Origin of the sequence: Pseudoalteromonas sp. CF6-2 (genome assembly GCF_021729425.1) — a bacterium.
In the GTDB taxonomy this organism is placed as follows: Bacteria; Pseudomonadota; Gammaproteobacteria; order Enterobacterales; family Alteromonadaceae; genus Pseudoalteromonas; species Pseudoalteromonas arabiensis.
In genome coordinates, this window is sequence record NZ_CP091442.1 from 3,119,077 (window position 1) to 3,143,213 (window position 24,137).

The window sequence follows — 24,137 nt, forward strand, 5'->3', positions numbered from 1 at the left end:
TCTGCTACCAAAAGGGGGCGAATTATACCCCACTATGAGTCATTATTATAGAAAACAAAACGCCCTTCAATTTGAAGGGCGTTAGCATGTGGGTGCATTTTTTAAAGAGCCACTTAATGCTTGGCTTGCAAATACGTTATTAACTCTTTTTCTGGCATAGGCTTAGCATACATAAAGCCTTGTACTTCATCACAGCCAAGCTCTAGAAGATAATCAGCTTGAGCTTGTGTTTCCACCCCTTCTGCGATGGTTTTCAAGCCGAGTCTTGCACCTAAAGAAATAATTAACGCTGCAATTGCTTCACTATCTTTATCTGGTAAGTCTTTGACAAATGCCCTATCAATTTTTAAGCGATCTAACGGGAGTTGTTGTAAATAACTGAGTGATGAAAAACCAGTACCGAAATCATCAATCGCAATCTCTATGCCAAACTCTTTCAATTCTTTTAAGGTGGTAATGACACCTGCAAGTTCGTCCATAACCACGCTTTCTGTTACTTCTAACTCTATAAATTGCGGCTTAACTTGGTATTGATTTAATGTATCTTTTACCTGCTGCGCGTAACCTTTCACTTTAAACTGAGGCACTGACACATTAACCGCTATACTAATTTCGATGCCTATGGCTTCAAGTCGCTTTTGCTGCATACATGCTTGTTCAAGTACCCATTGGCCAATATCAACAATTAAGCCAGCATCTTCGGCCATAGGCACAAAAATAGCCGGAGAAATATATTGACCATTACCAGAGGGCCAACGCAACAATGCCTCACAGCCAATAATCTTAAGGGTCGTTAAATCAAGTTGTGGCTGAAACCATACTTCTAGTTTACGTTGCTCAAAGTCTTGACGTAACTGTCTAATAATTCCTAATCGCCACGCCATTTTTTCTTCCATATCAGGCGTATAAGTTACCACAGCTTCCATTGACTGCTTTTTAGCTTGGTTTAGCGCGATATAACCTAGTTTTAAAGTCTCAATCCCTGCTTGCTGAAAATCACTTTGGTTACATAAACCTATTTTAAAATTAATAGGTAAAATATGTTCTCCTGCATTGAATGGCAAACTCAAATGCTCTCGAAGTAGCTCAAGATCATACTGCTCTTTTGGCAATAGTAAACCAAACACATCCGCACCAATACGCGATATTAGCTCTGCATTAGGGTATTCTTGCTCAAGCCTTTCAACGATGGCCATTAATAACAGGTTGCCAATTTCTTGACCTAAGCCATTGTTTATATCTGAAAAATGCGCAACATCTATTAATAAAAATACGTAATCATTTTTATTTGGCTGGTAGAAGCGTTCAATTTTGTTCATAAAATCATTGCGGTTAGACAGGCCCGTTAAGATATCTTTATAGGCAGCATCACGCAGTCGATTAAATAAACGCACATTATCTAATCCTACACTGACGTTGGTGAGGAATATTTCAGCAAACTGAAGTTGTGACGGGCTTGGAATATGCTCTGTTTCCAAGTAGATTGCTGCTTGACGGTTTTTACTTTTCAGTAAGTAAGTGCTATCGATATCTGTATGTTGGTGCTGTGACTGCTCTAGGCAATTTTTAACTTGTAAAATAATGCGACCATCATCAAGTTGTTCAATACCTTGTCCAATAAAACTGTTATATTCTGCACAGCCCCCTAACACACATATTTGATTATCATCTTCTAAGGAGCCACACACGACCCCTTTCGGCTCACAATCTAAAATAAACGATAACTGTTTAATCACAGCCATCGTAAATGCTTTAATATCAGTAAACCCTAAAATAGCTTTTGAAGCATAAAGAATGTTATTCAGCGCACGACTTTGAAACTCAAGTTGACAAACTTGCTCATAGGAGCGAATAGCAGTAACCAGTGATGTAATCAGCTTACTACGTGTTAATTCTGTTTTCGTCTTGTAATCATTAATATCATACTCACGAATTACCTTTTCTTCTGGGGCATAACCTGGTTGTCCTGTTCGTAAAATAATGCGTACGTTATGGTTATTTAGGCATTCGCGAACTTGTTTAACCACCTGCAAGCCTGCATCATCAGACTCCATCACAACATCAAGTAATACAACAGAAATTGATAGGTTTTCTTTAAGGACAGTGAGCGCCTCGGCTCCTGAGTAGGCGTGATGAAAGCGTAACGTTTTATCCCAAAACTCTACACCAGAGAGGGCAAGTTTAGTAACAGAATGTATTTCTGGGTCATCATCAACGATTAACACATCCCAAAAATCCGAAACAGACTCCTCTAACGGCTGTTCATCATCCTGATCACTAAATAAAAAGTCGTTACTCTCTGATGCCATTAATAATTCCTTAGACTACCCATCTAAAAACTGCAACGATGGTTCCGTCCCATTTTACAGCCTTGATGGAAAATTCTACCACTTAATTTGACTATGATACATTGCTGATAACTTATATTGTGTAGATTATAGTCTATGATACGTATAATGTTATGAAAGCTATAAAATTATTACCTGAGGTGAGATTATTAAACTCTTCGTTCTGTGTATAAAGACACTGTTTATATGTGCCCTTATAATTTTAGTAATTGGGCTGATGCTTGCACAGCAATATACTGTGAATAAAGCAATAACAGTCACCGCTAAGCGTGACGATATTGCCTCGCTCGTTACGGACTTGAACCAATGGCCACAATGGCAACCTTGGGAAGCAGTCGATCCGAGTATTCAGTTTACAATAGCAGAACCAAGTCAAGGTGTCGGCGCCCATCAATTTTGGGATAGTCGCTGGGGAGCGGGTGAAATGACAATTACACAAATGAACGACGAAGGAATGAGCTTCAACATTTTATTTAACCAAGAACACATTGCTCGAGGTTCTATTCGTTACTTAAATCAAGGCAATGATGTTGAAATCATATGCACGCTTCATGGTGAGGTAAACACCCCAATTATAGGTGGCTACCTTGCCCTTTTAAGCCAATACATACTTAACAACACGGTAAAGCTTGCGCTTAATAATATAAAAACACATGCGCAATTAACCACTACCAACAAGGCCAATGCCAGCGATGACAGTCAAAACGGCACAAGCAAGAGTTAACCTTGCCAATATTATAGAAAACCAACTCGGGTATTCTATTCATAAGTCCCCTTCTGCAAGAATTAATAACCTAGACAGTGATAGCTATTCTTCACAAGGGCAACAACAACTTCCCTACAAAATAAAGGCTGATGTCGGCTTATTAGAGCGAGCTCACACTCGTCAAGAGATTCAATTTATTAAACGCCAAGAAAACATAGAAACAATCATGGCTATGGCAATGGGCTTTTGCCCTGATGTAACAGGACGCCATCAACCTGACTCGGATTGGATAGAGCGTTTCATAAGTTTATGCGAAGATACGGCCAATACTTCAATGCAAAAGCTCTGGGCTAAGATATTGGCAGGTGAAACTGTTTCGCCTGGTACTTTTTCCATAAAAAGCCTGCAAACACTCAAGCATATGACTCAGCGTGAAGCTGACGCACTTCAGCGCTGCACGTCGCTATGTGGTTTTAATGAAAAAGATAACAGCAACCTTATTTTGTTGGGCTTTTATAAAAAGCCTTCCTTGTTTGATTTACTACGTAAAGGTAACAAGGTGTCATTAAACTTAGGTAAAACACCTGTCAGTTTTCCTGATATTTTGACACTGATGGATATTAACCTGTTATACCGAAAAGAGATCGAATCGGCTGTTTTAAAGGCCGGACAAGAGTTTAATTTAAGCTTTATGCATCAGCGCCTAACCCTAAAAGCAAAAAGTAATGACTTAGTACTGAGCTATTATAAATTTACACAAACGGGGGATGAGCTAAGAAAACTTATCGCTTCACCTGTTAACAAGGCCTACAAGCAAATAGTATCTACATCGTTGGAAGAGGAATTCGAAACTAGCTGGCAAGTAACCAAATAACCTGCCAGCTGCTTTTACTAAGTAAAGTACTTAGAAGTGTACTTGAATACCCGCAAATGGGCCTGATGCATCAATATCTGTATAAATATCATCAACATCATCAAGTTCTAAGGTCATTGAGCGGTAACCGGCTTTAACGTCTAAATCAATCGCAAGATTATCAAGTAACGCATACGCGATACCCACTTGGTAGTCTTGTACTTTGCTATCATCAATCGCAAGCATACTTCCTTCAAAGAAAACGCTCATACCTGTCAGTGGCAAACCCACTTCCGCACGACCGTAAACTAAAGGAACGAAGCCAGAAAAATCAACACGTTCTGTTGATGCAGGGCCACCATTTTGTGACGTACCAGTGACAACGATATCACCATCAAATTGCTTAGCGTTTAAGCCTAAATCAATCGAAACGAGATCATTATCAAAAATCTCGTAATAAAGAATATAATCGATATGAGATAAATCACTCACCGTGCCTACTTGCGTACCAACAACGTAATCAGCATCACCAAAACTAAACGTATCATCTAAGGTTGTTGAGCCATTTAGCTCAAGCTCAGTGTACTTAAATTTAAAGTTAGGAACTAAAGGTACGGGATGCTCTAGTGCCGCGTAATAACTAATGAATGTCTCATCATCATAATTAAAGTTTTGTAAGTTGTCGTTTTGAGCAAAACTACCACTATTATCTGACCGCCAGCCATCAACACCCAAGTACAGGCCCAATAAAGTATCAGCTTGTGCTGTAGGTGCTAAACAGGCCATCGACAGCGCGGCCGCTAAACAGTACTTTTTCATCATTTTATCCTTGCGCTAAAAGTTCGCTAAGTTCAATTAGAGCCGCATTGGCTCGCGAAATATAATTTGCCATCACCAGTGAATGGTTTGCTACAAAGCCAAACCCACTGCCATTGAGAATCATCGGGCTCCACACTATTTCTTGTGTAGCCTCTAATTCACGAATAATTTGCTGCAGGCTCACTCGAGCATTTTTCTTTTCTAGTACATCGGCAAAATCATACTCCACCGCTTGTAAAAAGTGCAGTAATGCCCATGTTGCACCTCGCGATTCATAAAATACATCATCAATTTGCCACCAAGATGTTTTCACTTGATTTTGCAATGGCGTGTACGTTGCTTGATGAGCCGCTGTATCGCCGGCTAAGTCTGTGTTTAAACGTTCTTGACCGACACTGGCACTTAATCGTTGGCTTAAGCTACCAAGGCGCTTCTCAGCCTCTTTTAGCCAGCTACGCAAGTTATCTGCACGAGCATAAAATTGACTGTCTCTGTCATTTTGGTCGGCAATTTGGCTACGGTAAACAATGAGGTAATTGATACCTTTTTGATACTCTGCTTCTGCACTAGGCCATGCCCACGCCTCAGAGCTAATATTAAATTGTGGTTGTGCCTTTTTAAGTGCTGCATGTTCTGTTGATTGAGATTGTGAACGGCTAAAATCTTTTCGCATCGACAACACTAAGTCTCGCGTCATCTCAAGCGCGCCATATTCCCATGCAGGCATATTATCCATCATTACACTCGGTGGCATAATATCATTAGATAGATAACCACCCGGTTTATTTAACAGTGTATCAGCAACGTTGATCAGTGTGCTTGTCGTGGTATAGCCCGTCACAAATTTATCGCCGCGCATTTGTGCTTCTTGCTTCGCCTTGCTTACCACATCCATACGAGCAGGCTCACTACTCCAATAAACGGCAATTGCATAAAAAATAATTAAAATTATAAGCAACGCACTGGCTATTTTTCCTTTGTGTTCAGACATATTATCTCCTAGTGATGTGAGTGCTCTTTACTTTTTTGCGGTTTTTCTTCTGTCATTGTTTGTAAAGATACAACTTTAGCTTGAGTAAAAACGCGATTTCCATCTTTAAAATATAGCGTGAGTTTTCGTTCTTGCCCTGCTTGTAGCTTATCTTCTGGCTCAAACACCATCAAATGATACCCCCCAGGTTTAAACTCAACGCTGCTGTGGGCATCAATCTCTAATGATAAAACCTGCTCCATTTTCATCATGCCATCCACATGTGTATGCTGATGAATTTCAACGCGCCCCAAACCATCTAGTTCAGCCTTCGTTAAAACAGCAGCATGATTGCTAGGGTTTGTGATAGTCAAATAGGCAACACTGGCTTTGCTCGCGGGTAAAAACTCACGGACTTGCGCATTACTGACTGAAATTTCAGCGCTATCAGTATGGTCATGACCACTATGAGCAAATGAAAAAGTGCTATAAAGTAAACTTGCAGTAAGAAAAGAGAGTGCGGGTAACAGCTTCATCGTGCTTTAATCCTTGTTAAGACATCAACTTACCCGCTAAATTTAGCATACTTTGTTTATTAAGGCAGTTTATTAAGGCGCTAAGCCGCTGATTTTTTGTTATCAGCAATCAACCAGCATAATGCGGCGATTAACAACAATGGCCATGCAACCATCACTGAGCCAAATAGAAACGCAAGCACAACACCTATCACAGCAACAACACCAGCGCCAAGTAGGCCAATAGTGAATAATGCAACACCTGCCACAACGGCAATCACTGCCACTATCGCACCGATGACTTCAAGCCCTGCCCAGCTCATATCAGCAATTGATAACGGCAACTGCCATGAGTCAAACGATACGAATGACACTGCATCGGTACATAGCAATAGCATTGCTAAGACGATGATAGCTAACGTTTTCATGCTCTACTCCTAGTAACCTTTTACTGGTAAAGAACAGTGAGCAACTAAATAACCCACGCCTATTAACAGCGGCATATTAATCAGTAATATGATCATCACCAATCGCGTAGACCATACTGGAAACCCTAAGCGCGCAGCGAGTCCACTGCACACTCCCGAGATTTTCTTATTGCTTAAATCTCGGTACCAACGTGATGATGTATGATAAGTGTTCATCATTAACCTCCTAAGCTGACTGCTTCATCGTAGCTTTTAAATCAGCAAGCTCTTTATCGATTGCCTCATTTTTCTCTAAGGCAGCGATTTGAGCAGCGGTTGAGTTGGCAGCATCTGCGTGCGTTAACTCGTACGCTTCGACTTGCGATTCAATGTTTTCAACGCGCTGCTCTAAGTAGTCAAAACGCGCTAGTGCATCCGTCACCTTATTGCTATGCAACTGCTCTTTTACTCTTAAACGTGCTGTAACGACGCGCTCTTTTTGCATATAGGTCAGTTGCTTGGCTTTGGCATCTGCAAGCTTGTTTTGTAAACGCTGACAATCTTCAGTTAATTTAGACAGTGATTCAGCCACCTTATCCATTTCAGCTTGCTGCGCTTCAATCTCTGTAATTAAGCGCTGCTTTTCTACTAGTGCAGCTTTGGCAAGGTCGTCACGCTCTTTACTCAGCGCTTTTTCTGCTTTCGCTTGCCAGTCTGCTACTTTCGTTTGTTTTGCAGCTATTTCACGCTTCATTTGCTTTTCTTGCGTTAAAAATGTCGCAGCGGTTGCACGGCATTCAGTTAGTGCATCCTGCATTTCTTGCACGAGTAGATTAAGTAACTTTTCAGGGTCTTCCGCTTTATCGAGTGCTGCAGAAAGATTTGCCTGAATAATGTCATTTACGCGATTTAATACACCCATGTGACTCTCCTGTTGATAATTGGGTTAATACAGCTAGGAGACTCCAATTCTTGTGCCAACTAACAAATAAAATTAATTTATTAAATAAATACAAAGAGTTAAATGACTTAAGTTTAGTTTTCGGCTGACTAGTGACTGAATGAAAAATAACTAATTTGACTAAAAAGCTAACTTTTTCACCAAATTTTAGGATCAAAAAAAGCCACAAAATGTGGCTTTTTTAACGAGATATATGATTAGGCTTCTGGGACAAAACTTAAGGCTTTATCCATAACAGATAAGTCAGCCGCTTTACCGTGCCCGTTCTCAGACAAATGACGTCTAAAACCACGCGCACCTGGTTGCCCTTGGAAAATCCCCAACATGTGACGAGCAATATGCCAAAAATTAGCGCCGTTACTCATTTCATCTTCAATATAGTCATACATAGCGCGCACAACCTGATGACGATTAAGCATAAAAGCTTCATCACCATAAATTTTTTCATCCACTTCAGATAAAATAAATGGATTACTATACGCTTCACGGCCAATCATAACACCGTCAACATACTCAAGATGAGCTATGCTATCAGCGATGGTTTTCACGCCGCCATTTAAGCTTAAGTGCAGTTGTGGGTAATCTGTTTTCAACTGATAAACACGCGGGTAATCTAGAGGTGGGATCTCACGGTTTTCTTTTGGACTTAGACCATTTAACCATGCTTTACGGGCATGAATAATAAAGTCATCACACCCCACATCATGACTTGCTTCTATTAAGGCACACAAAAACTCATACGAGTCTTGCTCATCAATACCAATGCGAGTTTTAACCGTAACAGGAATAGTTACCTCGGCCTTCATTGCAGCAACGCAGTCAGCAACGAGTTTAGGCTCAGCCATTAAACAAGCACCAAAACGACCATTTTGCACGCGATCAGACGGACATCCCACATTTAAATTTACTTCATGATAGCCGCGTTCAGCCGCTAATTTAGCACACTTCGCCAACGCTTCTGGGTCAGAGCCACCAAGTTGCAGTGCCACTGGCCCTTCATGCTCATTAAAGTGTAAGTAATCGCCTTTACCAAATAAAATAGCGCCGGTTGTCACCATCTCAGTGTATAGCACAGCATGCTTAGTCATTTTACGGTGAAACGTTCGACAGTGACGATCAGTCCAATCAAGCATGGGTGCCACGCTAAACCGTCTAAACCCTGTATTACCTGCTATTACTGGGCTAGAGCCCTTATTTAGTGTGTTACTCATATAGTCTGAATTGCCTTGAATTACCTTAAATCGCCGCGAGTTTCGATATAGAGAGCCCCATAGTCACCCCCGCGGGGTAGGACTGAGCAAAAACTTAGGGTTAAATCATGGCTTCATAATATCGAAAAACGCCGCCTTGCCTCTGGTGACTACCGCTATAAAATATATAGAGTGCGAGAAGTCTAAAGAGAAGATTATACACAACGAAAGTAAAACATTCAGTAAAAGAGTTCTGGCAGAAAGCCTAGACAAAAAACACTTCCGAATTAGACGTAGCCTATGCAATTTTGAGTGATGATATGCACTCAATGCATATTCTTTCTATTGGAGAAGCGCATGATTGGATACAAGAATACTCGTTATGTTACAAAGGTCATCAAAGTGCAGAAGTAAGGAGTGCTATTAAAACGTCCCTAGACTCCTAGATAGAGAATTAAAAGTAAATTATAACTGACTTTTAAAGAAAAAAGGCTTTTTAAAACCTATAAGTTAATTATATTTGACTTATAACCAATTCAGCATTACTTTATATTTAAAAGTAAATAATAATTAACTTATATGGGTAATTTAGCCAAAACAAACAGAACAGGTAAGGCGGTTAAGGCAACAGCCATGCCTAACTTATCAGAACGCTTTACCCCGACTCAACTCGCTGAAGCGATCACTGCAAAGCGAACAGGTATGAAGCTGTCTTTAGTAGATGTATCTGAAGCATTATCGATTTCAAAGCCAACGCTGGTGAAAATAGAAAAAGGCAATACCAATGTAAAGTTAACGAACCTACTCAAAGTAATGGAATACCTTGGTCTTTCATTTAGCCTTCTTTGTGATGATGCTACTTCCAAAGAAGGAACAGAGGTAAGTGATGACTGGTACTGATCTAAATACCCTGAACGTTTATATCGGTCATGGTCGTAAAATTGCGATAATAACCATTCCTGTAGGCTCTGAAACCGAATTAACCTTAACTTACGAGCCTGATTGGATCAAAGAGGGTTTTGCTATCTCGCCCCACCTGCCTTTGAACGGTGAGTTTGATCACAGGGCTGTCCGTAACTTTTTACAAAACTTGTTGCCTGAGGGTAAAGGGTTAGAAGAGATCATTAGTAATACAACTATCTCCAAAAATAATACCTTTGGGCTTATCAAGATCATCGGCGCTGACACATCTGGCGCGTTATCATTTACAAGTCAAAACAATGAAGAAACCGAAACTTCATTTCGAGAAGTCACTAATGAAGAACTAACCGAAAAGCTAGCTCGTTTTAAGAATGCTGGAGAATCTATTACTTATTGGGATGGTCGTACAAGGCTATCAGTCGCGGGTGCACAAGATAAACTCAACTTATTAGAAATTGAGGGCAAATTAGGGTTTGGTGAAGGCCAGCTTTGCTCCAATAAGATCTTTAAGTTTGAAACGGGAAAAGCACCTTTTATCGCCGTGAATGAGTTATTTACCATGTTATTGGCAAAGCATTCGGGTATTGATGTACCAAACGTAGCAGTACGAAAATACGGAGAAGTCAGTGTGTTTGTGATTGACCGTTTTGACCGCAAGTTAATAACTGAGCAACAGCGTGTTATGCGCCGTCACATTATCGATGGCTGCCAAGCAACCAACCTACCCCCATCATACAAATACGAACGTCAACATGGTGATGAAGGCGACGGTATTTATATTCGTGATGGTGTGTCTTTTGTGAAGCTATTTAATGTACAAACAACTAATGCCGAAGCGTACCAAACACAACTTATACGCTGGATGACCTTTAATATTTTGGTACGCAACTATGATGCGCACGGCAAGAACATCAGTTTCTTTGTGGGTAAACAAGGGCTAAGTCTTACGCCATTTTACGATTTAGTAAATATTGAGGCCATTATTCGAGAGATCCAAGCAAGACAAGCTGAGGAAAATTCTAAAATACCAATGGCAAACCAATTTGCGATGTCTATAGGTGAATATGGTTCTGGCAGTGCAGGTAATTTTAATCACCCATTTACCGCTTACATGTTGGCTGACTTCGCCCAAGAATTCGAAATATCGCTCGCACGTCTGCAATTGTTGATGAGGCAAATGATTAAACAAGTGCAAAGCTCTGTTGATTTAGCCAAAGCTGATGCGCTTAAACAGCAGTTAACTGATTCTGAAATACAGCATGTTGATACCTGTATTCAAATCATCGATGAAACAGTTGAAAAGCTAAGTTCAGAAGTGGATAAAATAACGGAAATGAGCGACTTAATTTAGTGTGGATTTCTAGCTATTTCTATTTATTTCATTAAAGTGGCATGACAATAAGTAGACATCGAATAAAAGTACTTATAAATCATATTATTAAATCGATTTTTTTGCGTGTATGATTACTTTCTAACATGGGTGCTACAGAAAAATGGCACATGGCTTAATCGAAGATCAGATGATGAAAAGAGGCGAAGAAGTGTACTGCAATCTCACTTCTTCGATGAATAAAATAAAAATGTAAAGACTAAATTTTCACTTCGTTTAGAAGGTGCTCAAGGTTTTTGCCTGTAAGCTCTAAAACAGTGATTTCAAGCTCTTTATAATCTTCATTTTTCAGATTAACCAATTTAGCACCCACTGCAATGCGAGCAACTTTCTGGGCAGGATCTATCTCTACAATTTCAATGGATGCATGTGTATCATGATCTTTTGACTGTACGTAATACTCGCTAAAGAAAGTACCATCGGCACGCACATTTGAATTGTTATCAGACTCAGACTGCAAAAGTGTGCCCTTTTTAAGATCACTTTTACGAATAGAAAAGCTGTATTCCGCCACATTAGCATGGCCTACAATTATCGTAACGGCGCTCTCCCCATTAATTTTAAAATCGTGGTCGGTCACTTCAATCACTTTTAGCTTACCACTATCATAGGTTGGCTCCATGCAAGCGCCTAAACTAAAAATCAGAAAAATAGATAAAATAACATTTTTAATGAGCATTCTTTGTTCCTTAAATTTTATATTGCCTTCCTTTAAGTTAGATAAAAGCAGGCAATAATTCAAAATTTAAATTACTGAAAATGCACTTTAAATTTAAATTATGCTGTCACAGCTAAACCAAAGTAATGGGCAATCCCCCCCAAAATATTAGTCACAGCCACGGAAGATAAAATTAATCCCATTACTCGGCTAATAATACTTGCCCCACTATCGCCAATTAACTTATGTACATGTGTTGCGAGCAATAATAAAACCAACACAATCACTAATACAGAAAGCATGATTGATGATGTTACAAGCTGCTCATACCAAGTGTATTCTGTATTTCGAGTCATTAGCACCGCACCAAGCATGGCACCTGGACTGGCAATAGAAGGAATGGCTAATGGAAAAATAGCCGTTTCGGTACTGTCGCGAACGCTTTTGATTTCAGTTTCAGGTTTACTTTCACCGAATATCATCGACAAGGCAAAAATTAATAATACGATACCTCCAGCAATCTGAAACGCTGAAAGCGGAATATTGATCGCGTTTAAAAGTAGTTCACCAGCAATCACAAAGAACAATAAAACTAATGCAGAAACGCCAACTGCCTTTAACGCAACTTTACGCTTAAATTTGGCGTCATCCCAGCGTGTAACAGCAATAAAAACAGGCACTGTACCGATAGGATCAATGACGGCAAAAAAGAAAATGAATGCAGCAAGCAATTCATTCATTAAGAAAACTCCCTATAAAACGTGTTAGCGAATAAAAACACTGCAACTACAATACAGTATGTTAGTATATCACGGTAGCGTAAGGATAAGAGAAGATGAATATAGAATCACTCGTCAGTAAAGCAAAACAAGTCTGCGATAATCGTGGGGCACGTTTCACACCTATCCGTGAGAAAGTATTCCGCCTGCTAGCAAGTGCTCAGGGTGGCGTTGGTGCTTATGACTTATTAGAACAACTTAAATTAACAGAGTCAGGCGCAAAACCTGCCACTATTTATCGTGCTCTCGATTTCTTGTCAGAACTTGGCTTTATTCACAAAATTGAAAGTACCAACTCATTTATGTTGTGCCATCATTTTGATCATATTCACCCTGTACAATTACTCATATGTGACAGTTGTGGCTATGTTAAAGAATTACACTCAACCGTTATTTCACACGAACTAAATAACCTAGCCGCAGAGAGTGGGTTTATTGTCTCAGGACAAACTATCGAAGCTCACGGTAAATGTGAAAATTGCAAAGATTAAGTGCGCTGTCACATACAGCCACTACACTTATAGTTAGAAAAACAGTTTAACTGCGTAATCTGAGGGAAAATAAACAATGAATGTAGAGTTCATCAACCCTTTTTTATCATCATTATTGAATGTATTGAGCACCATGGCTCAAACAGAATTAAAACCGGGTAAACCAAGTTTAAAAAAAGATGAGTTAGCCCGTGGCGATGTGTCAGGCTTGATTGGTATGGTGGGGCCACAAACAAAAGGCTCACTATCAATTACTTTTGATGAAAATCTAGCATTAACCATTATGGAAAGAATGCTAGGTGAGCGACCAGACTCAGTCAATGAAGAAGTCACTGACATGGTGGGCGAAATTACCAATATGGTAACAGGTGGCGCTAAAAACCTACTCGGCGAAAAAGGCTATGAGTTTGATATGGCAACACCTGTCGTTGTGTCTGGTAAAGGACATACAATCGCTCATAAATGTGAGGGTGCTAAGGTGTTAATTCCATTCACTTCAGCTGATGGTAACGCTAATATTGAAGTTAGCTTTGATAAACTATGAGCTGGCAGCAAAAAACCATTCAATTGAAGCCTCGTTCACGAGGCTTTCACATCATTGATGACGAGCTACTTCGTCAACTTCCTGAAATAAGGCAATACAAAGTTGGTTTGTTACATCTTTTCATTCAGCATACTTCTGCAAGCTTAACTATTAACGAAAATGCAGATCCCACAGTAAGGATGGATATGGAAAGTCACTTCAATCATTTTGTGCCAGAACGACAAAGTTATTATCGTCATGATTATGAAGGTGATGATGATATGCCAGCCCACATAAAAAGCAGTACATTAGGTGCTGAGCTCACCATTCCAATTAATCAAGGCCGTTTAATGCTAGGTACTTGGCAAGGTATCTATTTAGGTGAACACCGAGATCAGGGTGGTGCAAGACGTATTGTCGCGACGATTCAAGGTCAACTCTAAAAGCTGTAAGTAAAACTTAGCTTTTGATTGTATTGTTTTGAAAAAGTGTTTTGGGATTTGTCTAGAGATTGGAGCGGCACACGAGGCTCGAACTCGTGACCTCAACCTTGGCAAGGTTGCGCTCTACCAACTGAGCTAGTGCCGCTTTATAAGTAGTCAGTAATTTGTCCGTTGCTGCACAACCTTGAAGGTTGCGGTAAAACATTCTGGCAACTGAGCTAGTGCCGCATTCAAAAGTAGTCAGTAATTTGTCCGTTGGCGCACAACCTGAAGGTTGCGGTTAAACATTCTGGCAACTGAGCTAGTGCCGCATAAATAACTTGTAAGCTGCAAGTTTCTAGTTTCAAGCTCATGCTTTTAACTTTCCCCTTGAAACTTATATCAATTTCTTTTGGTGAGAAATTGGAGCGGCACACGAGGCTCGAACTCGTGACCTCAACCTTGGCAAGGTTGCGCTCTACCAACTGAGCTAGTGCCGCACAATAAGTTACTAGTTATAAGACTCAAGTTAAAAGTTGGAATAGCTTGGAGCTTTCAACTTTCCCCTCGAAACTTGCCAATTTCTTTTGGTGAGAAATTGGAGCGGCACACGAGGCTCGAACTCGTGACCTCAACCTTGGCAAGGTTGCGCTCTACCAACTGAGCTAGTGCCGCATTTTTCTAGTTTCAAGCTAATGCTTTCAACTTTCCCCTTGAAACTTAAGCCAATTTCTTTTAGTGAGAAATTGGAGCGGCACACGAGGCTCGAACTCGTGACCTCAACCTTGGCAAGGTTGCGCTCTACCAACTGAGCTAGTGCCGCTTTATAAGTAGTCAGTAATTTGTCCGTTGTCGCACAACCTGAAGGTTGCGGTAAAACGTTCTGGCAACTGAGCTAGTGCCGCATTCAAAAGTAGTCAGTAATTTGTCCGTTGCTGCACAACCTTGAAGGTTGCGGTAAAACGTTCCGGCAACTGAGCTAGTGCCGCATTCAATTACTTAGAGACATACGAACCCCACGAGGGTTAACGTCTTAAGCGGGGCAGGATTCTACAATAATCCGATGTGTTTGCAAATGTTTTTTACAAATTAAAGAATTTTTCTTGGTAAACCTTTAATTCCATGATCGAATCTTTGATATCGTCGAGGGCTAGATGTGAACCTTTTTTGTTCACTTGCGCTAATACGTCAGGTTTCCAACGACGTGCAAGTTCTTTAACTGTACTCACATCAAGGTTACGGTAGTGAAAGTAGTTTTCCAATTCAGGCATGTACTTATTCATAAAGCGGCGGTCTTGGCCGATAGAATTACCACACATAGGTGAAACACCCGCAGGTACCCATTGCTTTAGAAATGCCAGTGTTTGATCAATAGCATCTTGTTCAGTGAATGTGCTTGCTTTACAACGAGCTGTTAAACCAGATTGACCGTGCTGAGTTGTACACCACTCGTCCATGCCATCAAGCAGTTCATCACTTTGATGAATAGCAATAACAGGGCCTTCAGCCAAGATGTTTAAATCACTGTCGGTGACAACAGTGGCAATTTCGAGTATTTTATCTGTTGCTGGTTCGAGGCCAGTCATTTCCAGGTCGAGCCAGATAAGATTTGATTTATGAAAAGACATAGTTACCTTAGCGGTGCTTTCCTTTAGATCCAACGCATTTAGATATATCATATTAGTATCATCAGTCGACCTAAAGCTTTTTTTTCAAAAAGCCCGACATTTAATCAAGTTATGGGCCAAAAGTGGCAAAACAAAAGAAATTAAGTAAAGGCCAATCACGTCGAATTAAGGCCAATCACCAAAAACGCCTCTCTAATGCAGATAAAAAGCAACAGAAAGGGGCTGCAGTGCAATGGCAAAATGATAATTTAGGCCCTGCCGAAAATGCGGTTGTGATCAGTCGATTTGGCCAACATGCCGATATCGAAACCGAATCAGGCGAAGTGCTGCGCTGTAATATACGCAGAACCGTATCAAGCCTTGTGTGTGGTGATGAAGTTATTTTTCGCCGTGCAAAAGTCAGCGAAGGCGACTTAGCAGGCGTTATTGAAGCAACCCATGAACGTCGCTCACAACTAACACGCCCTGATTTTTATGACGGAGTGAAAGTCGTCGCTGCCAATATCGACCAAATTTTAATGGTCTCGGCGGTACTGCCTGAGTTTACGCCAAACATTATTGACCGTTATTTAGTTGCCTGTGAAGACATGGGTATTGAGCCTATTTTGGTACTTAACAAAATAGATTTAATAGACGATGAAGGCCTTGCTTTTATTGATGAAATTCTCGATATCTATCGTGAGCTAGGTTATCAAGTACTGTTAGTCAGTAATAAAACAGGTCATGGCATAGATGAGCTAAAACAAAAGCTGGTAGATAAAAACAGCATTTTTGTTGGTCAAAGTGGTGTGGGTAAATCAACCTTAGTCAATACAGTGCTACCCGACGCTGAAATTTTAACTCAAGAAGTCTCTGAAAACAGCGGCCTTGGCCAGCATACAACCACCGTATCGCGATTACACCATTTACCAAGTGGCGGTAACCTAATCGACTCACCAGGAATTCGTGAGTTTGGCTTATGGCATTTAGATGTTGAGCGCGTTACGTGGTGCTTTAAAGAGTTCCGTGATTTTATTGGTGGCTGTCGTTTTCGCGATTGTAAGCATTTAAACGATCCTGGCTGTATAATTCGCCAAGCTGTTGATGATGGTGAAATTTCAGAACTTCGCTTTGACAGTTACCACCGAATTTTAGAAACTATGGCCGACGGCCGTGCTGGTGCACGCGCTCCTCGCGTATAACTATTTAGGAAATAACAAGTGAGTTTAGATAAATTCAAAATTGCTATGCAATATGCCATGCCAAAACATTTCATTTCGCGCATGGTTGGCAAGTTAGCAGCAGCAAAAGCGGGTGGCTTAACAACGGCCTTAATTAAATTGTTTATCAAACAATACAAAATTGATATGAGTGAGGCTAAATACCCAGATCCAGCTCATTACAAAACTTTTAATGAGTTTTTCACTCGCCCATTAAAAGAAGGCATTCGTCCACTTGCTGAAGAAAGCGACATTATTGCTCACCCAGTTGATGGTGCAATTAGCCAATTAGGCGATGTAGTCGACGGTCAAATCATCCAAGCAAAAGGCCACGACTACAGCTTACAAGCACTACTTGGTGGCAAAGAAGAAGACACAGCGCCGTTTTTAGGCGGTAAGTTTGCGACTATTTATTTAGCACCAAAAGATTACCACCGTATTCACATGCCTGTTGATGGTACGCTGAGCAAAATGATCTACGTACCGGGTGATTTATTTTCGGTAAACCCGTTAACAGCACAAAATGTACCTAACCTATTTGCTCGTAACGAGCGTGTTGTGGCTATCTTTGAAACCGAAATTGGCCCACTAGCTATGGTGCTGGTTGGTGCGACAATTGTTGCTAGCATCGAGACTATCTGGGCAGGCACAGTCACGCCACCAGCGGGTAAAGATGTATTTAGTTGGAATTACCCAACTGAAGGCGACAATGCGATTACCCTTAAGAAGGGTGAAGAAATGGGTCGCTTTAAGTTAGGCTCTACCGTTATTTTAGCTTGGGGTGCAAATCAAGCTGAGTTCTTATCAGATCAACACCCAGAAACAGTGACGCGTATGGGCACACCCTTTGCGAAAATTAACGACTAATAAGTTCAATTAAGCAAACCACTTTAGCAAAAGTGGTTTGCTTAAAATTCACTATAAATCGCGCCTACCCTCACGATTACACTCTGAGCATTCACTATCTTTTTGCATATTAAAGCGCTGCTGTTTTAGTGTTAGCCCATCAAATTGAATAAACTCACTGCCCGCTTTATGGCCAAGTAATATATTGATAGCCAATAAACTTTGCATGCTCCCCATAACCCCCAGTAACGGGCTCAATACCCCAGCATTGTCACAATTAAGCGCTGTTTGCTCCTCCATTTTCGGGAATACACAACCATAGCAAGGGCTATATTTATGACGAAAATCAAAACTCATCACCTGCCCCTGTGTTGCAATAGCAGCAGCTGATACAAGTGGGATAGATTTAGCTAAACAATAACGATTAACCAAATAACGGGTAGCAAAGTTATCACTGCAATCAAGGATGATGTCAGCACCCTCAAGAAGCTCAGCACAGTTACTTTCATCAAGCTTTTGGCATAAAGGTTTAACCGTTATTTGATTATTTAAACTGCTTAACACCTTGGCAGCTGCCTGTGTTTTTGCCTGCCCCATATGGTTTATTTTATACAGTATTTGTCGCTGTAGGTTTGAAAGCTCAACCTTATCATCGTCTATTAAAGTGAGCGTTCCGATTCCAGCCGCCGCTAAATAAAACAGTGCTGGAGAGCCAAGTCCCCCCGCCCCGACAACCACAGTATGCGCAGACTTTAACTTTTGCTGGCCCGCATGCCCCACCTCTTTTAATAGTAAATGGCGGCTATAACGAATTTGCTCTTTGTCGCTTAACGCGCTCATATTAAGACTGACCTTCGACCAGCAGTTTTAACTTGGCAATGGCTGTTTGGTAGTCTTCGGCTTCAGTAATCGCACGTACTACTGCAACACTGCCAACCCCCGTACTCGCAACTTGCTCTGCACGTGATAAATCAATCCCACCAATTGCGACTGTTGGATAATCGGCCATTAGCGGCACAAATTTTTCGAGCTTTTCTAAGCCTTGAATTTGCCCCGTCATGTCTTTAGTGGTGGTTGGGTAAATAGCGCCAAATGCCATATAACTTGGTCTGTAATTGTGCGCGCGTAGCATCTCATAAAAACCATGGGTCGAAACACCTAAACGTAACCCAGCCTCTTTTATGGCAATTAAATTAGCGGTTTGTAAGTCTTCTTGTCCTAAATGCACACCATAAGCGCCGTGCTTAATCGCCAATTGCCAATAATCATTAATATACACCTGCGCATCGTACTTCTGCCCCAGCATAACCGCACTTGCAATCGACTCTTCAAGTGCTGCATCGTCTGCATTTTTCATTCTTAATTGAACCGTTTTAACCCCTTCGGCTAAACACTTCTCTAACCAATCAAGGGTATCAACAACGGCATATAACCCAAGCTGTTTCGAGTCACATTCTGCAAAGCCTGCTGCCATGGTAAAATTAACTGGGCAATCAAAGTCGAGCTCATCACCTAACCAACTCCCCGCTTCGATGACTTGTGGGTAATCCGCCAGCGTTGTTGGAAAGCAAGTGTGTGCAACAGGACCAATCCCTTCACCATATCGAACGGCTGCTTTTAAACCTTGGTTTATATAGGCTTTCGCTAAAATAAAGGCATCTTTGAGTGGATACTGTTTGGCTAAACACGCAGCAATAACAGAAGCCATACTACATCCAGTGCCATGACTATGCGGAGTTTGAATTTTTTCGTTGCCAAGCCAATATGCTTGTTCGCCTTGCACGCAGTAATCAATGCAATAGCCACTTGGGTAATCCCAATGACCCCCTTTAATAATCACCGCTTTTGCACCATAGCTTGTTAACTTTTCAGCGGCTTCTTTCACTGCGCTTGGGCCAATCAAATAAACACCGGTTAATAACTGCGTTTCGTGGGTGTTCGGTGTTACTACATCAACTAATGGTAATAAGCACTCTTTGATGGCACTAACGGTATCTTCTTCTGTTAATAAATCACCACTCGAGGCAATGGCAACCGGATCATAAACAACCAAAGGCGGTTCTGCCCAAGTTGCTTTATAATGTTTTAAATGCTCACTAATAAGCTGTATTTGCTGCACATTGGCAAGCATGCCAATTTTAATCACACTGGCAGGCATATCACTGGCTAAGGCTAATAGTTGCGACTCAATCACTTCTGTTGAAATCGGGTTTAGCGCTTCTACACCTAAACTATTTTGTGCCGTTAAAGCAGTAATAACTGTACAGCCATGTACATTAAAACTTTGCATTGCCTTAATGTCGGCTTGAATTCCTGCACCGCCGCCCGAATCTGAGCCTGCTATGGTCCATACAACCTGATTCATGTTATTCCTCACATTTTATTCTTGATGCCAAAATGGCATACCGAGCGTCGGCGTTGATGGGCTTGCTACGTCTTTCTCTGGCATCGCTTTGGCCACATAGCTATACCGCCCCGCCTCTACAGCACTCTTAAACGCTTTACTCATCGTCACTGGGCAACCTGCACCTGCAATTGCCGAATTTAATAATACGGCATCATACCCTAATTCAAGCGCTTGGCAGGCATGAGATGGTAAACCTAAGCCTGCATCAACAATTAACGTATGGTTTGGCAAGCGCTCACGGATCATTTTTAAGTTGTAAGGATTCAGCAAACCTTTACCCGTGCCAATCGGTGCGCCCCAAGGCATAAGTACTTCGCAGCCTAAATCTGCGAGGCGCTGACACAGCACTAAATCATCGGTGCAATAAGGTAAAACTTTAAAGCCATCAGCCAATAAAATTTTAGTGGCTTCGAGCAGTGCAATTGGATCAGGCTGTAAATTATATTCATCACCAATCAGTTCTAACTTAATCCAGTCAGTGGTAAACACTTCTCGGCACATTTGCGCCAAAGTCACCGCTTCTTTCACACTATGGCAACCCGCCGTATTTGGCAGCACTTTTAACCCGGTATTTTTTATCAATTGCCAAAAATCATCACCCGCAGCAACGCTTTGCTGGCGTCTTAGTGAAACGGTTACAATCTCAGCCTGTGAGGCCACTATCGAATCCTGCATAACACTCGGTGAAGGATACAATGCTGAGCCAATCAGTAAACGACTCGTGAATTGTTCACCATAAACCGAAAAACTATCCATCCTAGCCTCCTTGAATTGGCGACAATAGCTCAATGCTGTCACCTTCGTTGAGGGTTTTAGCGTCGCACTGGCTGCGCGGCACAAAGTCACCATTAACGGCAACGGCAAATGGCGGTCTTGCGCCAAATTGACTTAACGCCTGAGTCAGCGATGTATTATCATTCACTGTAACTGACTGACCATTAATTAAAATATTCATTTTTATCCTTAAGCAATTAAGCTCACTGCATCATCGACCACCTGAGGCGCAAGTAAATAGCCATGACGGTATAAGCCATTAATACTGATCACTTGACCTTGTTTTGTGACTTTCGGGCGGTTATCTGCAAACGCTGGACGAAGCCCCGATTGCAAGCTCTCGATACGCCCTTCAGCAAAGCCGCTATGCACCGTATAAGCAGCAGACAATAACTCCAGCGCCGAGCGTACGGTGACTTTACCTCGGTCTTGCGATTCGATTTCAGTCGCACCAATCACAAATTGATGATTTGGCTTAGGAGCAATATAAATTGGATAGCGCGGATGCATCAGTCGTATCGGTCTGGTTAGGTTCACCTCTGGTGCATATAAACGCGCCACTTCCCCTCTTACTCCACGCAGTAAAGGTTCAGATTGTTTAGCACCTAAGCCGCGGCAATCAAACACATAATCATAGCTTTGCCCATTCACTTGATGAGCGTTCAAAGCAATTTTACAGCCAAAGTTAAATTGCACTCTTTGCGAGGTAAGCTTTTTAAAACTAGCGCTATAAAATGCCTGATTATCGAGTTGCCCTTCACAAGGTAAATACACACCTTGATGGAACCGCCCAGCTAGCTCTGGCTCAAGGTCAGCGATTTGAGTGCCAACCAATGTCTGTGCTTGATAGCTTTCAAGCGGTTTTAAGCGACTCACAAAACTGTGTAAATCGCCCTTATCTTGCTGATGAGCAACCACCAAGCTGCCTGTTTGTTGAAAATACACAGCGTCATCAAGTTCACTTAAAATTTGCTGCCAACGAGTGATGCTATTAAGCCCTTGTAGGGCTAAATCCTGTTCACACAGGACTGATTCAGCAAGGGGGGCTAACATCGCTGCAGCAACGCTACCAGCACTGTTGCTAGCATGTTCATCATCTTGCTCAAACACCGTAACTTGATGCTGCTTACTTAACGCCAATGCCGCTAAGCGCCCCGTTAAGCCAAAACCAATCACTGCAATGTTGTAAGACATATTAACCTCAGCCTTAAACGATAAGATTTAAGCAAATAGCGCGATATAAAATCGCGCCTACAACTAGCCTAAACTGCTTTGTGGTATATCTCAGAGCCTGTTTTTTTGAACTCATCTGATTTCGCTTTCATCTCGGCTTCGACATCAACCATTTTGATTTCGATGCCCTCACCTAAGGTATTAAAATCAATCCCTCTTTGCTCAAGATCTTTGGCATAATCACGTACTTCTTGAGTGATCTTCATTGAGCAGAATTTAGGACCACACATAGAGCAAAAATGAGCTATCTTGCCCGATTCTTGCGGCAGCGTTTCGTCATGATATTCGCGAGCGCGTTCAGGGTCTAAACCGATGTTAAATTGGTCGTGCCAACGAAACTCAAAGCGCGCTTTTGATAGTGCGTTATCGCGCTCTTGCGCCCCAGGGTGGCCTTTTGCTAAATCGGCGGCATGGGCAGCAATCTTGTAGGTGATCAAACCTTCTTTAACGTCTTCTTTGTTCGGTAAGCCTAAATGCTCTTTAGGGGTTACATAACACAGCATGGCGCAGCCGTACCACGCAATTTGCGCAGCGCCAATACCTGATGTGAAATGATCATAGCCAGGGGCAATATCCGTGGTTAATGGGCCAAGAGTGTAAAACGGTGCTTCTTCGCAGTGTTTTAGCTGCTCTTCCATGTTCTCTTTGATCATATGCATTGGCACATGGCCTGGGCCTTCGATGAACACTTGCACATCATGTTTCCAAGCAAGTTTGGTCAGCTCACCTAAAGTACGTAATTCGCTGAACTGGGCTTCGTCATTGGCATCGGCAATAGAGCCCGGACGCAAGCCATCCCCTAATGAGAAACACACATCATACTGTTTTAAAATTTCACAAATATCTTCAAAGTGAGTATATAAAAAGTTTTCTTTATGATGCGCTAAACACCATTTCGCCATGATTGAACCACCACGCGAAACAATACCGGTCACACGCTTTGCGGTCATTGGCACGTAACGCAGTAATACCCCAGCATGAATAGTAAAGTAATCAACACCTTGTTCTGCTTGTTCAATCAAGGTATCGCGGAAAATTTCCCACGTTAGGTCTTCGGCAACACCGTTTACTTTTTCAAGGGCTTGATAAATCGGCACGGTACCAATTGGTACTGGTGAGTTACGTACCACCCACTCACGGGTTTCGTGAATATAGCGACCCGTTGATAAGTCCATTACCGTGTCAGCGCCCCAACGAGTAGACCACACCATTTTTTCTACTTCTTCTTCGATTGATGAAGTGACCGACGAATTACCAATATTCGCGTTCACTTTAACTAAGAAGTTTCGGCCAATAATCATCGGCTCAGTTTCTGGGTGATTGATGTTGTTAGGAAGCACGGCACGACCACGGGCAATTTCATCACGCACAAATTCAGGGGTAATAAAATCAGGAATGCTGGCGCCAAACGATTCGCCTTTGTGCTGGGCTGCGAGTAACTCTTCACGAATTTTTTCGCGTCCCATGTTTTCACGGATCGCCACATATTCCATTTCAGGCGTCACGATACCTTGTCGCGCATAATGCATTTGGGTAACGTTTCTACCCGCTTTGGCACGGCGGATCTTTGGTAGATGTTCAAAGCGGATATGATCTAACCCTTCATCTGCCATACGCTGCTGAGAAAATTGCGACGTCACTGAGTCTAAAATTTCAGTGTCACCACGCTTTTCAATCCACTTTTCACGATACTTTTCAAGACCTTTACGTACATCAAGTTGAAAATCAGGGTCAGTGTATGGGCCCGAAGTATCGTAAACACGAATTGGCGCATTGGGTTCAAATACGGGGTTCTCTTCAGTACCACCGATAAAGGTATCGCTAAGGGTGATTTCACGCATTCCCACACGTACGTTTTCTTGTGTGCCTTCAACATAGACTTTATGTGAGTTAGGAAAAGGTTGACCGGTTAGGTTGTAAATATAATCTGATGCAGCCGCACGTGTTTCGCGGCGAGACGGTTTAGTTGGTGTGTTTGACATGACTTACCTCATTGCTTTAAGGGTTGTCTTGTCAGATATTGCAAGTGCAATAGAGAGTGGCAAACGCCATTGGATCGTTAGTAAGATAAACACTTACTGTTGCAGCCTATATGCC

The 24,137-nt window shown here is 41.7% G+C and carries 26 protein-coding genes and 4 tRNA genes; 9 read left to right on the forward strand and 21 right to left on the reverse strand.

The features are described from left to right. Positions 1–113: 113 nt before the first annotated feature. A complete protein-coding gene (locus L3Q70_RS14420; protein ID WP_237114485.1) occupies positions 114–2,309 on the reverse strand; it encodes an EAL domain-containing protein in 2,196 nt (731 codons plus the stop codon). 277 nt (positions 2,310–2,586) lie between these two features. Between L3Q70_RS14420 and L3Q70_RS14425 the strand changes: the two genes are divergently transcribed. Beyond that, a complete protein-coding gene (locus L3Q70_RS14425) occupies positions 2,587–3,072 on the forward strand; it encodes a hypothetical protein (protein ID WP_237114486.1) in 486 nt (161 codons plus the stop codon). Next, complete coding sequence (locus L3Q70_RS14430; protein ID WP_193987857.1) at positions 3,041–3,928, forward strand: TIGR03899 family protein; 888 nt, start codon at positions 3,041–3,043, stop codon at positions 3,926–3,928. The genes L3Q70_RS14425 and L3Q70_RS14430 overlap by 32 nt, the downstream gene beginning before the upstream one ends. A 30-nt stretch (positions 3,929–3,958) precedes the next feature. Here L3Q70_RS14430 and L3Q70_RS14435 read toward each other — a convergent pair whose 3' ends face one another. The 7 genes from L3Q70_RS14435 to dusA all read right to left on the reverse strand — a co-directional run bounded on the left by L3Q70_RS14435 (position 3,959) and on the right by dusA (position 8,790). Further along, the gene (locus L3Q70_RS14435; RefSeq protein ID WP_062568546.1) at positions 3,959–4,726 is read right to left on the reverse strand and encodes a TIGR04219 family outer membrane beta-barrel protein; all 768 of its coding nucleotides are present in this window, start codon (positions 4,724–4,726) and stop codon (positions 3,959–3,961) included. A gap of 4 nt (positions 4,727–4,730) precedes the next feature. Then, the gene (locus L3Q70_RS14440; RefSeq protein WP_237114487.1) at positions 4,731–5,717 is read right to left on the reverse strand and encodes a DUF2333 family protein; all 987 of its coding nucleotides are present in this window, start codon (positions 5,715–5,717) and stop codon (positions 4,731–4,733) included. A gap of 8 nt (positions 5,718–5,725) precedes the next feature. Continuing rightward, the gene (locus L3Q70_RS14445) at positions 5,726–6,232 is read right to left on the reverse strand and encodes a copper chaperone PCu(A)C (protein WP_237114488.1); all 507 of its coding nucleotides are present in this window, start codon (positions 6,230–6,232) and stop codon (positions 5,726–5,728) included. A gap of 80 nt (positions 6,233–6,312) precedes the next feature. Continuing rightward, on the reverse strand, positions 6,313–6,639 hold the full coding sequence (locus L3Q70_RS14450) for a hypothetical protein (protein WP_062568543.1): 327 nt from the start codon (positions 6,637–6,639) through the stop codon (positions 6,313–6,315). A 9-nt stretch (positions 6,640–6,648) separates the two neighbouring features. After that, a complete protein-coding gene (locus tag L3Q70_RS14455) occupies positions 6,649–6,855 on the reverse strand; it encodes a PspC domain-containing protein (RefSeq protein ID WP_193988998.1) in 207 nt (68 codons plus the stop codon). Positions 6,856–6,865: 10 nt separating this feature from the next. Continuing rightward, on the reverse strand, positions 6,866–7,540 hold the full coding sequence (locus L3Q70_RS14460; protein ID WP_237114489.1) for a PspA/IM30 family protein: 675 nt from the start codon (positions 7,538–7,540) through the stop codon (positions 6,866–6,868). Between the two features lie 236 nt (positions 7,541–7,776). Next, positions 7,777–8,790 (reverse strand): tRNA dihydrouridine(20/20a) synthase DusA, encoded by a 1,014-nt coding sequence (gene dusA, locus L3Q70_RS14465; protein WP_267135527.1) that lies wholly within the window; start codon positions 8,788–8,790, stop codon positions 7,777–7,779. A 612-nt stretch (positions 8,791–9,402) separates the two neighbouring features. Between dusA and L3Q70_RS14470 the strand changes: the two genes are divergently transcribed. Both L3Q70_RS14470 and L3Q70_RS14475 read left to right on the forward strand, forming a co-directional pair. Further along, a complete protein-coding gene (locus L3Q70_RS14470) occupies positions 9,403–9,669 on the forward strand; it encodes a helix-turn-helix transcriptional regulator (RefSeq protein WP_083515294.1) in 267 nt (88 codons plus the stop codon). After that, on the forward strand, positions 9,653–11,041 hold the full coding sequence (locus L3Q70_RS14475) for a HipA domain-containing protein (protein ID WP_237114490.1): 1,389 nt from the start codon (positions 9,653–9,655) through the stop codon (positions 11,039–11,041). Before L3Q70_RS14470 ends, L3Q70_RS14475 begins: the two co-directional genes overlap by 17 nt. Positions 11,042–11,279: 238 nt before the next feature. On the opposite strand, the gene L3Q70_RS14480 is transcribed toward L3Q70_RS14475, so the two are convergent. Both L3Q70_RS14480 and L3Q70_RS14485 read right to left on the reverse strand, forming a co-directional pair. Continuing rightward, entirely contained in the window at positions 11,280–11,759 is a 480-nt protein-coding gene (locus tag L3Q70_RS14480; RefSeq protein ID WP_193987860.1) for a hypothetical protein, read from the reverse strand. 98 nt (positions 11,760–11,857) lie between these two features. Further along, entirely contained in the window at positions 11,858–12,478 is a 621-nt protein-coding gene (locus tag L3Q70_RS14485) for a MarC family protein (protein WP_062568537.1), read from the reverse strand. 95 nt (positions 12,479–12,573) lie between these two features. Between L3Q70_RS14485 and L3Q70_RS14490 the strand changes: the two genes are divergently transcribed. The 3 genes from L3Q70_RS14490 to L3Q70_RS14500 all read left to right on the forward strand — a co-directional run bounded on the left by L3Q70_RS14490 (position 12,574) and on the right by L3Q70_RS14500 (position 13,974). After that, complete coding sequence (locus L3Q70_RS14490; RefSeq protein ID WP_062568536.1) at positions 12,574–13,008, forward strand: transcriptional repressor; 435 nt, start codon at positions 12,574–12,576, stop codon at positions 13,006–13,008. A gap of 76 nt (positions 13,009–13,084) precedes the next feature. Next, positions 13,085–13,552 carry a chemotaxis protein CheX gene (locus tag L3Q70_RS14495; protein WP_062568535.1) on the forward strand — a complete coding sequence of 156 codons (468 nt, stop codon included), beginning with the start codon at positions 13,085–13,087 and terminating at the stop codon, positions 13,550–13,552. After that, positions 13,549–13,974: a secondary thiamine-phosphate synthase enzyme YjbQ gene (locus L3Q70_RS14500; protein ID WP_237114491.1), complete on the forward strand. Its 426-nt coding sequence runs from the start codon at positions 13,549–13,551 to the stop codon at positions 13,972–13,974. Before L3Q70_RS14495 ends, L3Q70_RS14500 begins: the two co-directional genes overlap by 4 nt. A gap of 69 nt (positions 13,975–14,043) precedes the next feature. Here the strand turns inward: L3Q70_RS14500 and L3Q70_RS14505 are convergent. From L3Q70_RS14505 to orn, 5 genes are all read right to left on the reverse strand, one after another. After that, positions 14,044–14,119, reverse strand: a tRNA-Gly gene (locus L3Q70_RS14505). 258 nt (positions 14,120–14,377) lie between these two features. After that, a tRNA-Gly gene (locus tag L3Q70_RS14510) sits at positions 14,378–14,453 on the reverse strand. Between the two features lie 99 nt (positions 14,454–14,552). Beyond that, a tRNA-Gly gene (locus L3Q70_RS14515) sits at positions 14,553–14,628 on the reverse strand. A 72-nt stretch (positions 14,629–14,700) separates the two neighbouring features. Then, positions 14,701–14,776: transfer RNA gene (locus L3Q70_RS14520), tRNA-Gly, on the reverse strand. 259 nt (positions 14,777–15,035) lie between these two features. After that, complete coding sequence (orn, locus tag L3Q70_RS14525; protein ID WP_237114492.1) at positions 15,036–15,581, reverse strand: oligoribonuclease; 546 nt, start codon at positions 15,579–15,581, stop codon at positions 15,036–15,038. A 122-nt stretch (positions 15,582–15,703) separates the two neighbouring features. Here orn and rsgA point away from each other — a divergent pair, with 122 nt between their 5' ends. Together rsgA and asd are read left to right on the forward strand one after the other, a co-directional pair. Beyond that, positions 15,704–16,762, forward strand: a complete 1,059-nt coding sequence (gene rsgA / locus L3Q70_RS14530) for a small ribosomal subunit biogenesis GTPase RsgA (protein ID WP_193987862.1) — start codon at positions 15,704–15,706, stop codon at positions 16,760–16,762. An 18-nt stretch (positions 16,763–16,780) separates the two neighbouring features. After that, on the forward strand, positions 16,781–17,647 hold the full coding sequence (gene asd, locus L3Q70_RS14535; RefSeq protein ID WP_171038291.1) for an archaetidylserine decarboxylase: 867 nt from the start codon (positions 16,781–16,783) through the stop codon (positions 17,645–17,647). Between the two features lie 51 nt (positions 17,648–17,698). On the opposite strand, the gene L3Q70_RS14540 is transcribed toward asd, so the two are convergent. From L3Q70_RS14540 to thiC, 6 genes are all read right to left on the reverse strand, one after another. After that, a complete protein-coding gene (locus tag L3Q70_RS14540) occupies positions 17,699–18,466 on the reverse strand; it encodes a HesA/MoeB/ThiF family protein (protein ID WP_237114493.1) in 768 nt (255 codons plus the stop codon). Between the two features lies 1 nt (position 18,467). Next, on the reverse strand, positions 18,468–19,991 hold the full coding sequence (thiE, locus tag L3Q70_RS14545; RefSeq protein WP_193987865.1) for a thiamine phosphate synthase: 1,524 nt from the start codon (positions 19,989–19,991) through the stop codon (positions 18,468–18,470). A gap of 15 nt (positions 19,992–20,006) precedes the next feature. Further along, complete coding sequence (locus tag L3Q70_RS14550) at positions 20,007–20,789, reverse strand: thiazole synthase (protein ID WP_193987866.1); 783 nt, start codon at positions 20,787–20,789, stop codon at positions 20,007–20,009. Between the two features lies 1 nt (position 20,790). Further along, positions 20,791–20,988, reverse strand: a complete 198-nt coding sequence (gene thiS, locus L3Q70_RS14555) for a sulfur carrier protein ThiS (protein ID WP_171041525.1) — start codon at positions 20,986–20,988, stop codon at positions 20,791–20,793. Between the two features lie 8 nt (positions 20,989–20,996). Then, the gene (locus tag L3Q70_RS14560; RefSeq protein WP_237114494.1) at positions 20,997–22,001 is read right to left on the reverse strand and encodes an FAD-dependent oxidoreductase; all 1,005 of its coding nucleotides are present in this window, start codon (positions 21,999–22,001) and stop codon (positions 20,997–20,999) included. 68 nt (positions 22,002–22,069) lie between these two features. Beyond that, a complete protein-coding gene (thiC, locus tag L3Q70_RS14565; RefSeq protein WP_237114495.1) occupies positions 22,070–24,022 on the reverse strand; it encodes a phosphomethylpyrimidine synthase ThiC in 1,953 nt (650 codons plus the stop codon). Between the last annotated feature and the right edge of the window lie 115 nt (positions 24,023–24,137).